The sequence below is a fragment of the Streptomyces sp. CC0208 genome (assembly GCF_003443735.1).
Classification (GTDB): Bacteria; Actinomycetota; Actinomycetes; order Streptomycetales; family Streptomycetaceae; genus Streptomyces; species Streptomyces sviceus.
Genome location: NZ_CP031969.1, coordinates 7597307 through 7612556 on the forward strand (window position 1 = coordinate 7597307; position 15250 = coordinate 7612556).

Annotated in this window: 16 protein-coding genes; 10 read left to right on the forward strand and 6 right to left on the reverse strand. The window is 71.7% G+C overall.

Annotated features, from left to right (window positions below; genetic code table 11):
- The first annotated feature begins 263 nt into the window (after positions 1–263).
- Positions 264–2051 carry an RICIN domain-containing protein gene (locus tag D1369_RS34950; RefSeq protein ID WP_118082814.1) on the forward strand — a complete coding sequence of 596 codons (1788 nt, stop codon included), beginning with the start codon at positions 264–266 and terminating at the stop codon, positions 2049–2051.
- A gap of 98 nt (positions 2052–2149) precedes the next feature.
- Complete coding sequence (locus D1369_RS34955) at positions 2150–2803, forward strand: DedA family protein (RefSeq protein WP_037899211.1); 654 nt, start codon at positions 2150–2152, stop codon at positions 2801–2803.
- 3 nt (positions 2804–2806) lie between these two features.
- On the opposite strand, the gene D1369_RS44620 is transcribed toward D1369_RS34955, so the two are convergent.
- Positions 2807–3340, reverse strand: a complete 534-nt coding sequence (locus D1369_RS44620; protein ID WP_007380501.1) for a gamma carbonic anhydrase family protein — start codon at positions 3338–3340, stop codon at positions 2807–2809.
- Between the two features lie 105 nt (positions 3341–3445).
- Here D1369_RS44620 and D1369_RS34965 point away from each other — a divergent pair, with 105 nt between their 5' ends.
- Entirely contained in the window at positions 3446–4234 is a 789-nt protein-coding gene (locus D1369_RS34965; protein ID WP_037903108.1) for an acyltransferase, read from the forward strand.
- A gap of 327 nt (positions 4235–4561) precedes the next feature.
- On the opposite strand, the gene D1369_RS34970 is transcribed toward D1369_RS34965, so the two are convergent.
- Positions 4562–5419: a DMT family transporter gene (locus tag D1369_RS34970; protein ID WP_007380499.1), complete on the reverse strand. Its 858-nt coding sequence runs from the start codon at positions 5417–5419 to the stop codon at positions 4562–4564.
- A 93-nt stretch (positions 5420–5512) separates the two neighbouring features.
- Between D1369_RS34970 and D1369_RS34975 the strand changes: the two genes are divergently transcribed.
- Both D1369_RS34975 and D1369_RS34980 read left to right on the forward strand, forming a co-directional pair.
- Entirely contained in the window at positions 5513–6085 is a 573-nt protein-coding gene (locus D1369_RS34975) for an XRE family transcriptional regulator (RefSeq protein ID WP_037899209.1), read from the forward strand.
- A 20-nt stretch (positions 6086–6105) separates the two neighbouring features.
- On the forward strand, positions 6106–6663 hold the full coding sequence (locus tag D1369_RS34980; RefSeq protein ID WP_007380497.1) for a YbaK/EbsC family protein: 558 nt from the start codon (positions 6106–6108) through the stop codon (positions 6661–6663).
- Positions 6664–6665: 2 nt separating this feature from the next.
- Here the strand turns inward: D1369_RS34980 and D1369_RS34985 are convergent, their stop codons facing one another.
- Positions 6666–7706, reverse strand: a complete 1041-nt coding sequence (locus tag D1369_RS34985; RefSeq protein ID WP_037903107.1) for a cation diffusion facilitator family transporter — start codon at positions 7704–7706, stop codon at positions 6666–6668.
- A 63-nt stretch (positions 7707–7769) separates the two neighbouring features.
- Between D1369_RS34985 and D1369_RS34990 the strand changes: the two genes are divergently transcribed.
- Positions 7770–8129, forward strand: coding sequence for a metalloregulator ArsR/SmtB family transcription factor (locus D1369_RS34990; RefSeq protein WP_007380495.1), 360 nt, complete (start codon positions 7770–7772; stop codon positions 8127–8129).
- Positions 8130–8133: 4 nt separating this feature from the next.
- On the opposite strand, the gene D1369_RS34995 is transcribed toward D1369_RS34990, so the two are convergent.
- The 3 genes from D1369_RS34995 to D1369_RS35005 form a co-directional block, all read right to left on the reverse strand.
- Entirely contained in the window at positions 8134–9345 is a 1212-nt protein-coding gene (locus tag D1369_RS34995) for a 4-hydroxybenzoate 3-monooxygenase (protein WP_007380494.1), read from the reverse strand.
- A 99-nt stretch (positions 9346–9444) separates the two neighbouring features.
- A complete protein-coding gene (locus tag D1369_RS35000; protein ID WP_007380493.1) occupies positions 9445–11085 on the reverse strand; it encodes an APC family permease in 1641 nt (546 codons plus the stop codon).
- A 151-nt stretch (positions 11086–11236) separates the two neighbouring features.
- Complete coding sequence (locus tag D1369_RS35005) at positions 11237–11644, reverse strand: CoA-binding protein (protein WP_007380492.1); 408 nt, start codon at positions 11642–11644, stop codon at positions 11237–11239.
- A gap of 706 nt (positions 11645–12350) precedes the next feature.
- Here D1369_RS35005 and ppk2 point away from each other — a divergent pair.
- From ppk2 to D1369_RS35025, 4 genes are all read left to right on the forward strand, one after another.
- Positions 12351–13154: a polyphosphate kinase 2 gene (gene ppk2 / locus D1369_RS35010; RefSeq protein WP_007380491.1), complete on the forward strand. Its 804-nt coding sequence runs from the start codon at positions 12351–12353 to the stop codon at positions 13152–13154.
- 114 nt (positions 13155–13268) lie between these two features.
- Positions 13269–13985: a cysteinyl-tRNA synthetase gene (locus D1369_RS35015; protein ID WP_037899206.1), complete on the forward strand. Its 717-nt coding sequence runs from the start codon at positions 13269–13271 to the stop codon at positions 13983–13985.
- Positions 13982–14521: a histidine phosphatase family protein gene (locus D1369_RS35020; protein WP_007380489.1), complete on the forward strand. Its 540-nt coding sequence runs from the start codon at positions 13982–13984 to the stop codon at positions 14519–14521. Before D1369_RS35015 ends, D1369_RS35020 begins: the two co-directional genes overlap by 4 nt.
- 46 nt (positions 14522–14567) lie before the next feature.
- Positions 14568–15194, forward strand: a complete 627-nt coding sequence (locus tag D1369_RS35025; RefSeq protein ID WP_007380488.1) for a YigZ family protein — start codon at positions 14568–14570, stop codon at positions 15192–15194.
- Positions 15195–15250: the final 56 nt, after the last annotated feature.

Sequence of the window (15250 nt, forward strand, 5' to 3'; positions counted from 1 at the left end):
CACTCCACCTTCTTGTTTGCCGTGCGTGAATTGTGCGAAGGTGAGCGCCCCCGCGACGGCCGGGTCACATCTGACGCGGCATAGGTATGCACCAATCAGGCGCCTGCTTTCCGAGGAGCGCATATTTCATGCGGTCCTGCGGCTTGGAAGGAATTGGTCCCGTGCAATCCGCTTACCCCCCACGTCCCCCTTACCCGCCACGTCCCGGATCGGGTCCGGCGGAGTCCGACCGCAATCTCCTGGCCCGGCTGGGGGAGAACAGCGTGGACGGCCATGCGGTCGCCCTGCTGATGGCGCGACATTGGCAGGCGACCTACGCGTACTCCGTCATCTGCCTCGCCTCCTGGTCCGGTTCGGCCTCGATGGCGGCCGCTGCTGCTTTTCACCGCGTGCTCGGCCGGGCGGGTGACGGCGCACTGCGTCCCCAACTTCTCGTCGCCGTGAGGGAGTCCGTCAAGGAGTGGGCCGCGGACGACGAAATCGCCGACGTACTTCCGGAACTCCGCAAGACGATCGGCGGCCGTGGTCTGCGCGCGGCGAGGTCCGTCACCCCCGAAAGGCGTCTGCTCGCCGAGCGCGCATTCAGGGCCCTTCCCGGGGCTTCCCAATGTCTGTTGTGGCATGCCGAGGTCGAGGCCGAACCCATATCCATACCGGCCGGTCTGCTGGGTGTGGAAACGGCCCGTGCGGCGAGCGCCCTCGAGCAGGCGCGGGAGCAATTCCGTACCGGCTGCGTCCGTGCCCACCGGGAACTCGCGCCCACCAGTGAGTGCCGTTTCTACAATCGTCTCCTGGATGTCCCGATTCGTCGGGGCGGGGGCCTTCTGCCCGATGTCCGCAAACATCTGACGGAATGCCGGTACTGCCGTCACGCCGCCGAACAGCTCAGCCATTTCGAGGGCGGCCTCGAGGTGCTGCTCGCCGAGACGGTGCTCGGCTGGGGCGCCCACCGCTATCTCGAGTCGCGCCCCGCGCGGGTCGCCGAGCGTCCGGCCCCGGCCCCGTCCGATACGGCCCGTACGAAGCCCGGCGGGCGTCACCGCCCTGTCCCGGCGGGTTTCCTCGCTCAGCCGGGCAGGAGCGCCCGGGCCGTTCTCGTGGGCGCCGGTCTGACCTCCCTGGCCCTGCTCGCGACCGTGCTGGTCGCCAAGGGGTGGTCCGAAGACGGCGGGGCTCCCACCTCGGGCGCCACCTGGGGCGCGGTGAGCGGCAACACCGTACGGCCGAGCCGGTCGGATTCCTCCCAGGACACCGGGTCCCCGTCCACCGCCTCCATGAGTCACCCTGTCGAGGCCGGCCACGGCAGGCTCCGCAGCGCCGACGCCGGCCTGTGCCTCGACACCCACGGCGCGCAGACCGTGGCGGGTGCGAAGGCCGTACTGGCCAAGTGCTCCTCCGCCGGGTCCCAGCAGTGGACGTACCTGGAGGACGGACTGCTGCGCAGCGCGGCCGACCCCGGGCTCTGCCTCGACGCGGACACCGAGAAACGGTCGGTCGTGGTCGCCGACTGCCTGACCTCCACTGGGGAGGTCCGCTACGACCTCACCGTGCGCGGCGAACTGCTGCTGCGCCGCGGGAAGGGGCTCCTGGTCGCGCCAGGCAAGGACGAGACCGTCGTCGTCACCGAGCGGAACGGCTCGAAGGGGCAGAGGTGGCTGCTGGAGTCCAACGGCGAGAGCGCGCCGGGACAACAGGGCACGCGGTCGCCGCAGGACGCGGAACCGGGCTGGCCCTCCGGAGGGCCGGGCGAGGATCCGGTCACCCCCCGTCTCGCCCCGGCCCCGCCCGCCGGTCCCGACGCCCTCCACGCCCCGAGTCCCGGACAGCCCTCGGACCAGCACGGAACCCCGCCCGAGCAGTACGGGACCCGGGCGGCGCAGGTCGACCACCGTGACGCCGGACCGGCCGCTCCAGCCCTCCCGGCCGCGCCGGTCGAGCGGGCCGGGGCCGCGGTGGGCGCGGTGGTGGGCACCGTGAGATCGGTGACGGCGCCCGGCACTTCGACGCCGGCCGGGCTCCTCGCCGGTGCAGTGCGGGGCATCAGCGGGTGACCCCGCGCACCGGACACCGGTTCTCGTGAGCCGGTAGGCTGCCTCGGCGTGCGTCTGCAGGGACGCGCGCCGGGAACGCGACTCAGGAGGAACCGGCGTTGCACGTCCAGGAATGGCTCGACACCGTGCCCCCGGCCGCTGTCTACGCCCTGGTGGGCCTGGTCATCGGCCTGGAGAGCCTGGGCATCCCGCTGCCCGGCGAGATCATCCTGGTCTCCGCCGCGCTGCTGTCCTCGCAGCACGCGGGCATCAACCCCGTGGTGCTCGGCGCGTGCGCCAGCGTCGGGGCGGTCGTCGGTGACTCCATCGGCTACGCGATCGGACGCAAGGGCGGCCGGCCGTTGCTCACCTGGCTGGGCGACAAGTTCCCGAGGCACTTCAGCGAGGGTCATGTCGCCACGGCGGAGCGGTCCTTCGAGAAGTGGGGCATGTGGGCGGTGTTCTTCGGCCGCTTCGTCGCCCTGCTGAGGATCTTCGCCGGGCCGCTCGCCGGTGTGCTGCGGATGCCGTACTGGAAGTTCCTGATCGCCAACGTCCTGGGCGGGATCATCTGGGCGGGCGGTACGACGGCGGTCATCTACTACGTCGGAATCGTCGCGGAGTCCTGGCTGAAGAGGTTCTCGTGGCTCGGGTTGGTGCTGGCCGTGCTGATCGGCCTCACCTCGATGCTCGTGCTGAAGCGCAAGGCGAAGAAGGCGACGGCACAGCAGCAGCAGGCGGCCGAGCCGGAGCCCGTCCCGGCCGCCGAGTGACCCTCACGGTGTCTCGTGCACCTCGTGGTGGGCCTTCGCCAGGTCCGCGTAGAGCGTTCCGTTCAGCGTGACCCCCTGACGCTCCTCCTCCGTCAGCTCCCGCCGCACCTTCGCCGGTACGCCCGCCACCAGGGAACCCGGCGGGACCTGCATGCCCTGCGGGACCAGCGCCTGCGCCGCGACCAGGGAACCGGCGCCGATCACCGCGCCGTTCAGCACGGTCGCGCCCATGCCGATCAGGCAGTCGTCCTCGACCGTGGCGCCGTGGACGACGGCGTTGTGCCCCACGGAGACCCGCTCGCCGATCGTCACGGGGAAGCCGGGGTCGGCGTGGAGCGTGCAATTATCTTGGATGTTGCTCTGGGCGCCGACTGAGATGCGTTCTACGTCGCCGCGGGCCACCGCGCCGTACCAGAGACTGGCCCCCGCCTGAAGCGTCACGTCCCCGATCACCGAGGCGGTGGGCGCCACGAAGGCCTCCTCGTCGATCCTCGGTTCCCTTCCGCCGATGCCCGTGATCAACGCCTTGTGCGCCATTTCGCCTCCTGGTTCGAGATATCCCGAACCGTACGCCACCCGGTGGGGCGAAGATCACAAGCCCTCGGACTCATGTGGACGGCGTGTGCTCAGTACGGTGAGCTCGTGCCGAAGAACAAGAACGCGTTCTCATCCTGGCGGGGCCGCCTCGTCCAGCGTGCCGTCCACGCGGGCTGGGCCTGGGTGCAGCGCACGGGCTCCGTCACGGCCGAGCGCCCGGGGCGCTTCCGCTTCGGCGCGCTGGGTGCGCACAGCCGCCTGGCCTTTCCGCTGGGCACGGTGTTCGGTGAGCCGTGGATCCATGTCGGCTCCCACTGCATCGTCGGCGAGCAGGTGACCCTGACCGCCGGTCTGATGCCCGACCTGGATCTCGGCCCGGAGCCGATCCTGCGCATCGGCGACGGGGTCGTGCTGGGGCGCGGCAGCCACGTCATCGCCGACACCACGGTCACCATCGGCAGCGACTGCTACTTCGGGCCGTACGTCTATGTCACGTCCACGAATCACTCCTACGACGATCCCCACGAGCCCATCGGCAAGCAGTGGCCGCGGATGGAGCCGGTGGAGATCGGGCCGGGGTGCTGGATCGGGACCGGGGCGGTGATTCTGCCGGGGGCGCGGATCGGACGGAACGTCGTGGTCGCCGCCGGTGCCGTGGTCCGGGGGGTGGTGCCGGACCACGCCGTGGTGGCGGGGGCGCCCGCCCGGGTCGTACGCCGATGGACCGCCGAGGACGGCTGGCAGCCACCGCTCAGGACCCCGGCACCGGTGCCGATACCGGAGGGCGCCACGGCGGAACAGCTCAACGCGCTGGCCGGCCTGGACGAGGAGACGGCGGCGAGACTCGCCGAACTGGACGAGGACGCGGCCACAAGACTTGCGGGACTGGACTGAGGGGCGCCGGACGGCGGCGCGGGCGTGCGCCGGGTCGGGAGGGCGCGGTATGAGCTGGGCTCAGGGGCGGCGGGCGGTGCCTGGCGAGCTGCCTTGGTGGAGGGGTTGGGCGGTTCTGCGCGAGGCGGTTGGGCGCAGGGGGCGGGCTGGCTGGGGGGAGGGGGCAGGGTCGGTTTGTTGTGGGGCGGCGGAGGCGTGAGGGCGGGTGGGCTCGTTGCGAGGTATGCCGGGGCGGCTTGGCTCAGGGCGGCCGGGGACGCTGACTGTGCCGGCTGGGGGGCGGTCGCCTTCGCCCCCGTCCAGGCGGATCGCTGAGGTGTGCTGCTGTCAGCCCGTCGCGAGGAGCAGGGTGCCTACCAGGGCCAGGCCCGCGCCCGCTGCCTGGAGGGTCCGGAGGCGTTCGCTGAGGAACCCGCGGGCGGCCAGGGCCGTGACGACCGGGTAGAGCGAGGCGAGGACGGCGGCCACGGTGACCGGGCCGTGCTGGGCGGCCACCGAGTACGTGCCGTTCGCCGCCACGTCCGCGAGGCCGACGAAGGCGAGCGCGGGGAGGGACGGCCAGGGGAAGCCGGTGGTCGGGAGGGCCGGGGCGCCCCGCCTCACCGAGACGTACAGTGCGGTGCCCCCCACCGCCACGTTGACCAGGCGCTGCACGAACAGGGCGAGGAACAGGCCGGTGACGGTCGTGGACGCCTCCGCGATCAGGACGAACACCGTGCCGAAGCCGAGCGCCGCGATCAGGGTGAGGACGATCGCCTGACGCTGCACCGGTGCCCCGCGCAACTGGGGGCCGCCCGCCAGGATCACTCCGACGACCGCCACCGCGATGCCCGCGGCCTGCACCGGCCCGGGACGCTCGCCGAGGCAGAGACCGACACCCACCGGCACCGCCACGCTCAGCGTGCCCAGCGGGGAGACGACTCCCATCGGGCCCAGCGCGAGCGCCTTGTAGAAGCAGATCAGGGCGACCGGCCCGGCCAGCCCCGCGGCGAACGCGAACCACAGCAGGGGCCCCGCCTCGCTCCAGCCACCGGTCGCCACCACGATCGCGCCGAGTACGGCCGCCGCGATTCCCTGCGACACGACCACCACGGTGAGCGCCGGGAGCCGTCGGGTCAGCATCCCGCCGCCGAAGTCGGCCAGGCCCCACAACAGGCTGGTGGCCAGGGCGAAGAATGCTGTCACGGCTCGCCTCGCAGTACAGTTCGGTGAACGATCGGGTGCACCCCACCGTAGTTCATTCAGTTGTACTGTGTCATACAGAATATTGGACGTGACGTGTCGGACCTCGACCTCCTGACCCAGTCCCTCGCGCGCAACGTCAAGCGCTGGCGGACCGAGCGCGGATTCACCCTGGACACGCTCGCCGCCCGAGCCGGCGTCAGCCGCGGCATGCTGATCCAGATCGAGCAGGCCCGCACCAATCCCAGCCTCGGCACGGTCGTGAAGATCGGCGACGCCCTCGGGATCAGCATCACCACGCTCCTCGACTACGAGCAGGGGCCGAAGGTGCGGATCGTCCCCGCCGAGCAGGCCGTACGGCTGTGGCACACCGATGCGGGGAGCTACAACCGGCTCCTCGCGGGCGCCGAGGCCCCGGGCCCGCTGGAGATGTGGGACTGGCGGCTGATGCCGGGCGAGAGCAGCCCGTCGGACCCGCACCCCACGGGCACGGTCGAGCTCGTGCACGTCATGGCCGGCGAGCTCACCCTCACCGTCGACGGGGTGGAGCACCGGGTCCCCGCGGGCGCGAGCGCTTCTTTCGAGGCGAACACCCCGCACACGTACGGCAATCAGGGCGCCGTTCCGATGGAGATGGTCATGGCCGTCTCGGTACCGGCGGTGTCCTGAGCGGCTGTTAGCGTGCCGCCATGGACGCACCCATCGGACACTTCGACCACGCCACCCCCGCCCCCGCCGCCCTCGACGAGCTGATCAGCCCGGTCGCCGACGCCGTACGCCGCTGGAGCGGCAGCGTCCCCGCCGAACAGATCGTGTACGTCGACACCGACCCGCGGTGGGCCGACACCGCGGTCTTCGTGGAGCACTACGGCCGGGAGCTCCTCGAACAGTCGGCGAACTGTGTCGTGGTGGCAGGCAAGCGCGGTGGCGAGACCACCCTCGCCGCGTGTGTGGTCCTGTCCACCACTCGGGTCGACGTCAACGGGGTCGTCCGCCGTCAACTCGGTGCGCGCAAGGCCTCGTTCGCGTCGATGGACACCGCGACGGGCGAGAGCGGGATGGAGTACGGCGGTATCACCCCGATCGGGCTTCCTGCCGCATGGCCGGTGCTGGTCGACTCGGCCGTGGTCGACCTGCCGTACGTCCTGGTCGGCAGCGGACGCCGACGCGGCAAGCTGCTGGTGCCGGGGAAGGCCTTCGCGGAACTGCCGGGAGCGGTGGTGCTCGAAGGGCTCGGCGTCGCCTGACCTCAGGCCGGCGCGTGGTGGGCGAGGGCGTGATGCGGGTCCGTCTCGCCCGGGGCCGGGGCCGGGTCGGCATGCACCAGGGCTGCCGTGAGGCGGGGCACCGCGTGCAGCAGGGCGTGCTCGGCCTCGACGGCGACCGCGTGCGACTGACGTACCGTCATCTCCCCGTCCACCACGACCGCCACCTCCGCGCGCAGCCGGTGCCCGATCCAGCGCAGCCTCAACTCGCCCACTCCGTGCACCCCTTCGACCTCCCGCAGCGCGTCCTCGGCTCGGTCCACGAGGGCCGGGTCGACGGCGTCGAGCACCCGCCGGAACACCTCGCGCGCAGCGTCCCGCAGCACCAGCGTGATGGCGGCCGTGATCGCCAACCCCACGATCGGATCGGCGAGTTGCCAGCCCAGGGCCGAGCCGCCGGCCCCGATGAGCACGGCCAGTGAGGTGAACCCGTCGGTGCGGGCGTGCAGTCCGTCCGCCACCAGCGCGGCCGAGCCGATGTCCCGGCCCACCCGGATGCGGTAGCGGGCGACCCACTCGTTGCCCGCGAAGCCCACCAGCGCCGCCGCGGCGACCGCCGGGACGTGCGCCACGGGACGCGGATCGAGCAGCCGGTCGATCGCCACCCACCCCGCGAAGGCGGCGCTCGCGGCGATCGTCAGCACGATCACGATGCCCGCGAGATCCTCGGCGCGGCCGTAGCCGTACGTGAAACGGCGGGTGGCGGCACGCCGGCCCAGCACGAAGGCGATGCCCAGCGGTACGGCGGTCAGCGCGTCCGCCGTGTTGTGCACCGTGTCGCCGAGCAGTGCGACGGACCCGGACACGGCCACGACGACCGCCTGCGCCATGGCCGTGACCCCCAGCACCGCCAGCGAGACCCACAGGGCGCGCAGGCCGCGGGCGGAGGACTCCAGGGCGGAGTCGAGCTTGTCGGCGGTCTCGTGGGAGTGGGGGGTGAGGAGGTGGGCGAGGCGGTGACGGAAGCCATGGCGTCGGTGCTCGTGCCCATGCGGATGGCCGTGGTGGTGGTCGTGGTCGCTCACGTGGTGCCCCTTCCGATGCGCGCGGTGGTGGACGTACCGCGCCCACGGAGCCATTATGTGCGTATGAGCGCACGCATGCACCTATCACCTGCACACGATGCGCACCCGCGCACCCCCGGCGAGGAACAGTTCGCCCTCGCCGCCGAGATCCTCGCGCTGCTCGGCGACCGCACCCGCCTCACCCTCCTGCACGCCCTGGCCGGGGGAGAGGCCGATGTCACGACCCTCACCGAGGCGTGCGGGGCGGCCCGGCCGGCCGTCAGCCAGCACCTGGCACGGCTCAGACTGGCCGGGCTGGTGAACACGCGGAAGGAGGGGCGCCGGGTGATCTACGCACTGCGCGACGGGCATCTGCGCCGGCTCGTGGACGAGGCCCTGAACGTGGCCGACCACCGGCTCAGCGACCGGCCGGTGCATGACTGACACGTCAGTACGCGGCCGCCGTACCCAGGTACTGCTCCGCGAAGGCCGCCGCGGCCGCCGGTGACGTGAACAGGCGACGCAGGCGGGCGAAGGTGGTCCCCGCGCGGTACTCGTCGCCCGACGAGGTGCCGTGGTAGATCTCCGAGAGCCACTGCGAGAACTCCTGGTAGTCCCACACGCGCCGCAGACAGGCCTGCGAGTAGCCGTCGAGGCCGCTGCCGTCGTCCTTGCCGAGGTAGGCGACGAGCGCGTCGCCGAGCAGGAAGGCGTCGTGCAGGGCGAGGTTCATGCCCTTCGCCGCTATGGGTGCGGTGAGATGGGCGGAGTCTCCCGCGAGGAAGAGGCGGCCGTACGTCATGGGCTCGACGACGTAGTTGTGCATGTCGAGGACGCGTTTCTCGATCAACGGGCCCTCGGTGAGCGGCGGGGTGCCGTCCGCGCCCAGACGCTGCTGCAGTTCGGCCCAGATCCGGTCGTGGGACCAGTTGTCGGGGTCGTCGCCGGGCGGGCACTCCAGGTAGTAACGGGTGACCTCGGGGCTGCGGGCCATGTGCCCGGCGAAACCGTTCGGGTGGATGCCGAACAGGACGCAGTCGGAGGACGGCGGTGCCTCGGCCAGCAGGGCCAGCCAGCCGATGCCGTAGTCGTGCCGTGCGATGTGCGTGGTGTGGGGAAGGACGGTGCGGCTCACCCCGCGGGCCCCGTCGCAGCCGGCCACGAACTCGCACTCGACCAGCTGTCGTTCGCCCGTCCCGGCATCGGTGTACGACACGGAGGGCCGGGAGGTCTCCAGGTCGTGCAGCCGGACGTCCCGGACGCCGAAGCGGATCTCGCCGCCTCTTGTGTCGGCGTACTCGTGGACCAGGTCCGTGACCAACAGAGGCTGCGGGTAGACGAAGTGGTGCTGTCCCGTCAGCTCGCCGTAGGCGAAACGGAAGCGGTCGCCGGCGAAGCGGAACTCGCACTCGCTGTGCAACTGGGCGCGCTCCAGCAGGGTGTCGGCCAGACCGCGCCGCTGCAGACCCCGTACGGCCCACTCCTCGATGACGCCCGCGCGGGGCCGCCGCTCGATGAACGCGCGGGTCTCCGCCTCCAGGACGAGGCAGTCCACGCCCGCGGCCCGGAGGATGTTGCCGACCGTCAGTCCGGCGGGTCCGGCACCGACTATGACGACCGGAAAGCGCTGTGGCGCACCGGAGTTGGAGTGGGAGGTCACCGTGCCATTATGTCGGCGGCGCGCGGCGCGGTGCGGTGCGGTGCGGGCGGGGAGGGGTGCCGGGTGCCTCGGTGCGCGGAGGCACCCGGTCCGCCTGCCTCAGTGCGCGGGCGCGTCGGTGACGACGACCTCGTCGATGCTGCGCTCGATCTCCGCGGCCGGGGACGCGGTGGCCCGCGCCCAGTAGTAGATCGCGAGGGAGAAGACCGCGATCAGCAGGATGTCCCACCACAGGCCGATCCGGCCCGAGCCGCCGCCGAAGCCGCCCTGCCAGGAGATCAGTCCCAGGCCCACCAGATAGACCGGCAGCCACTGGGCGGCTCTCCAGTCCAGGCGGGGTGCGTCGGGCAGGCCCTTGGCGAGGGCGTAGCGCGCGTAACCGCCGAGCAGCACATAGCCGAGGACGATCGCCACGCCCAGCCGCCACAGGGTGTGCCAACCCGCCCAGTAGATGATGAGGTTGGCCACCACGAAGGACACCGGGGACAGGACCGAACCGGCGGGCAGCCGGTAGGGCCGCTCGTGGTGGGGCAGGCGGTCGGCGAAGACGCCGTACGCCAGCGGGGCACCGGCGTACATCAGGACGCTCGCCGAGGTGATGAAGCTGACCAGCTGCTGCCAGCTCGGGAAGGGCAGGAAGCAGACCACGCCGGTCACGAAGGAGATCGCGAGGCCGAACCAGGGCACGCCCCTCCGGTCGGTCCGCTCGAACAGCCTGGGCGCGTAACCGTTCTTGGACAGGCCGTAGGAGACCCGCGAGGTCGCGGTCGTGTAGATGAGACCGGTGCCGCCCGGTGAGATCACCGCGTCCAGGTAGAGCACCACGCTCAGCCAGCCGAGGCCGACGAGCGTCGCCAGGCCGGCCCAAGGACCGCTGATCCCGGGGTAGTCGAGCTTCGCCCAGCCGTGCGCGAACGTGCTGTGCGGCAGGGCGCCGATGAACACGACCTGAAGCAGTACGTAGATGACCGCGCCGATCGCGACCGAGCCGATGGTCGCGCGCGGCAGGTCGCGCCTGGGGTTGCGGCTCTCGCCCGCCAGCTGGATGGCCTGCTCGAAGCCCAGCAGGGCGAAGATGATGCCGCTGGTGCTGATCGCGCTCAGCACCCCCTTGGCACCGAACGGCGCGAAGCCCTCCGAGTGGAAGTTGCCCGGGTGGAAGTTGCCGATCGCGATGATGAAGATGGCCGCCAGCGGTACCGCGATCTTCCACCAGGTGGCGGCGCTGTTGGTGTGCGCGAGCGCCCGTACGCCGAGGAAGTTGACGACCACGAAGACGGCCATGAGGAGCACGGCGACGAGGAGTCCGCTCGTCGTGAGCGTCTTGTCCGAGTGCTGGAGTCCCTGCGCCCACGACCAGTGACCGGCGTAACCGATCATCGCCTCGACCTCGATCGGCGCCACGGTCGCCGCCTGGAGCCAGGAGAACCAGCCGAAGGACATTCCGGCGAGGCCGCCGAAAGCGTAATGGGGATATCGGGCGGTGCCGCCCGCCACCGGGAACATTCCGCCGAGTTCCGCGTGGACCAGGGCGAGCAGCACGATGGCCACCGCGCCGATCACCCATGAGATCACGGCCGCGGGGCCGGCCACGACGACCGCCTCCTGGGCGCCGTAGAGCCAGCCCGAGCCGATGATGGAACCCACCGAGGCCCACATGAGCCCGATCAGCCCCACGTCCCGTCGCAGGCCGCCGCCTGACGTTCCCTTTGTTCCCGGTGCTGAATCGACGCTTACCATAAATTAAGGGGCCTCTCACGAATTACATACATTTACTGTGTGAGCGGCCCCAGATTACGAATCAACCGCCTTTGAGTTAAAGGTGGTTTTCGTTCATTTGACTTCTCTGCGGGGAATTCCTTGCGAGTGTTTCAGGAATTCGGGAGAGGAGTCAGCCCAGACGGGGGATCTCGATCGCCGGGCACTTGTCCATGACCATCTCCAGGCCGGCGGCGCGGGTGCGGTCGTACGCGGGCTCGTCGATGACGTCGAGCTGGAACCACACGGCCTTCGCGCCCTTGGCCACGGCCTCGTCGGCGACCGCGCCCGCCAGGTCGCTGTTCACGAACACGTCGACCACGTCCACGTCGAAGGGGATGTCCGCGAGGGAGGCGTACCCCTGCTCGCCGTGCACGGTCTCCGCCTTGGGGTGGACCGGCACGATCCGCTTGCCGTGGCGCTGGAGTACCTGGGCGACGCGGTAGGCCGCGCGCCCCTGATTCGACGACAGGCCCACGACGGCCCAGGTGTCGCCGAGTTCGGTGAGGATCTTGCGGATCGTCGCTGGGTCGCCGTACACGGTGGATCTCCTCGGGAGGGGGACTTCGGCATGTGGGGGAACACCGGATGCCGTCCTGGTCTTCCCGACGTGTGGCCTGGCCCGGTTGGTGGTGGCACTGTCGTTCCAGGGAGGCGAATGCCGGGAGATCTTCGTGGGACACGGGCGGGTGGGGTGCTCAAGGCCCGGCTGCGTGTGCCCTGGGCTGTGCGCCGCAGGTGGCCGCGGCTGGAGGAGGTTACCGAGGGGGCGTCGGCTCGGCGGCCTTGTGTGTGGGGGGGGGGAGTGGGTGACTGGCGGGCAGGCCCGCTCGGGTGCCTGGATGCTGCCGTGCCGCGCGGGCCGGGAGGTCGGTCGGTGTGCGGGACTTCCGCGGCGGTCCGGTTCCGCCTCGATCGATCGTCGGCGGGCTTGTGGCCGGGGGGGGAGTGGGTGACTGGCGGGCAGGCCCGCTCGGGCGCGCCGGTGCTGCCGTGCTGCGTCGGCCGGCGTGGGTGTGGGAGTGGTGGCGGGCGGCGCGGTGGCGGCGATCGCGCTGTACAAGCGCCGCCGGTAGCCGGTCGGGCGGTCGGTGTGCGGGGCTCGCGCGGTGGTGTGGTTCTGGCTCGGCCGCACGTCGACGGGCCTTCGGCGTGCGCGGGGCGGTGGCGGAAAGTACGGTGGCGGCCAGGTGTTCGACCTCGGGCACGGGACGGTTGTCCGGCGGTTGTCGGAGGGTGGAGGCGGCATGACCGAGAAGGGCGCGGAGAAGCTGCCGCGCAAGACCTACGAGAAGGAACTTCTGCGTCTCCAGACGGAGTTGGTGAAGCTTCAGGAGTGGGTGCGTGCGGAGGGCGCCCGGGTGGTCGTGGTCTTCGAGGGCCGGGACGCGGCGGGCAAGGGCGGCACCATCAAGCGGGTCGCCGAGCACCTCAACCCCCGCGTCGCCCGGATCGCGGCGCTGCCGAAGCCGACCGAGCGCGAGCGCAGCCAGTGGTACTTCCAGCGGTACGTCGAGCACCTGCCCGCGGCCGGCGAGATCGTGTTGTTCGACCGGTCCTGGTACAACCGGGCTGGCGTCGAGCACGTGATGGGTTTCTGCACCAGGGAGGAGTACCAGCTGTTCCTGCGCCAGTGCCCGATCTTCGAGCGGATGCTCGTCGAGGCCGGGATCGTGCTGCGCAAGTACTGGTTCTCGGTGAGCGACACCGAGCAGCAGGAGCGGTTCCGCAAGCGTCTGGAGGACCCGCTGCGGCGCTGGAAGCTGTCGCCTATGGACCTGGAGTCCATCACCCACTGGGAGGCGTACTCCCGGGCCAAGGACGAGATGCTGGTGCACACCGACATCGCGGAGGCACCGTGGTTCGTCGTGGAGAGCGACGACAAGCGCCGGGCACGGCTGAACATGATCGCCCACCTGCTCGGCTCCGTGCCGTACCGAGAGGTGCCCCCGCCGGTCCTCGAACTGCCCGAGCGGCCGGGGTCGACCGGGTACCAGCGCCCGCCGCGTGATCTGCAGACCTATGTCCCCGACCACGCGGCGAGTCTCTGAGCGGACCCGCTCATGTCCTGGAGGGAGCGGGCGCGGTCGGTTGAATTCCGCAACCGTGTCCGGAATACCGGCCAGTCACCTGCGCGGCGCGCTTCACCCGCCTACGCTCGCCCCGTGCTGCGCATCACCGACGCCCGAACCGGCGAGCCCGTCGACGCCGTCCCCGCCCGCAGAGGCCTGACCCGAGTCGAAGCCCATGTGCCGGGCTACGGCACCTCCGCCCTCCGCGTCCTGCTCGTCGCCGACCTCCTCGCCCGAGCTCTGGAGATCGGCGGCACGCCCGTGTGGGCGCTGCTCACCGGCGACCGCGAACAGGCGGAGCTGCACGCGGGCGCCGCCGCCCTGGGCATCCGGCCCTTCGAGGACCGCCGGGACGTCGGCCCCGGCTGGGGAGAGTCCCAGGTCGTCCATGTGGTGGGAGAGGGCGGTGCGGCCCCGGACGGGATCCGGGTCGCTGTCGCGCCCGTCGAGACCCCGGGCCTCCCGGAGGGCGCCGACCCCGCCGAGGTCCGTCTCGCCCTGCTCACCCCGCCCCGGACCACGCCCGCACAGCTCGACGAGGCAGCCCTGGCCGAGGCCCGCGGCACCCTCCAGCGCTGGCGCAGGGCCGTCGCCGCCTGGGCGCGGCAGCCGTCCCGGCCCGTCCCCGAGAAGGTGCGCGGACGGCTCCGTAGCGCCTGGGAGGACGACTTGGACGTACCCGAGGTGCTGCGCGTGCTGCGCTGGGTCGAGGAGTCGGACCTGCCGGAGGGCGCCCGCTTCGAGACGTACGCCTACGCGGACCGGCTGCTCGGCCTCGAACTCACCCGCGACCTGGGATCCCCGGCGTGATCGCGCGCACCGGAGCGGGCCCGCTGCGCCGCCTGGTCGTGCTCAGACACGCCAAGTCCGCCTGGCCCGAGGGCGTCGCCGACCACGAACGGCCCCTCGGCCCCCGCGGCCGCCGGGACGCGCCGGAGGCGGGCCGTGTCCTCGCCTCCTCCGACCTGCTCCCCGACCTCGCCCTGTGCTCCACCGCCGTACGCGCCCGCCAGACCTGGGAGCTGGCGTCCGCCCAGTGGGGCACCCCGCCGCCGGTACGCCTCGACCCCGGGCTGTACGGGGCCGGCGTACCGGAGTTGCTGGCGGCCCTGGACGAGACACCTCCCGACGTCGTGACCCTGCTCCTCGTCGGGCACAACCCCGGCCTGGAGGAGCTGGTCCTCACCCTGGCCGGGGACGGCCTCGACGACGCGCTGGACGAGGTACGGGTGAAGTTCCCGACGTCCGCGATCGCGGTGCTGGCCTGGCACGGCACGGCCTGGCGGGATCTGGAGCCGGGGACGGCGCTGCTCACGTCCGTGACGGTGGCGCGGGGGAGGAAGTGAGCGTCCCCTTCCTGGGACGTCCTCGACCACGGATTAGGCTGACCGGATGCCGGACGAGTACCGCACAGTGGCCCGCGCGGGTGTGCACGAGACCGAGGTCAACCGCTCCCGCTTCCTGTGCGCCCTCGCCCCGGCGGCCACCGAGCGGGAGGCCCAGGACTTCGTCGCCGCCGTCCGCAAGGAGCACGCCGACGCCACCCACAACTGCTACGCGTACGTCATCGGCGCCGACGCCGCGATCCAGAAGGCCAGCGACGACGGCGAACCCGGCGGCACCGCCGGCGTCCCCATGCTCCAGATGCTGCTGCGCCGCGACATGCGGTACGTCGTCGCGGTGGTCACCCGCTACTACGGCGGCGTCAAGCTCGGCGCGGGCGGACTCATCCGGGCGTACGGCGGCGCGGTCGGTGAGGCCCTGGACGCGGTGGGCACGCTCACGCGCCGCCGGTTCCGCCTCGCCACGGTGACCGTCGACCACCAGCGCGCGGGCAAGGTGCAGAACGACCTCCGGTCGACCGGACGCGAGGTACGGGACGTCCGCTACGGCGAGGCCGTCACGATCGAGATCGGACTGCCGGACGCGGACGTGGAGGCGGTCCGGGGGTGGCTGGCGGACGCGACGGCGGGGACTGCGGGGTTCGAGCTCGGGGGAGAGGCGTACGGAGACGTCTAGTTGCCCTTTTCGGGCATAACGCCCTTTCCTGTGTCTGGTCATGACGGGGCGATACG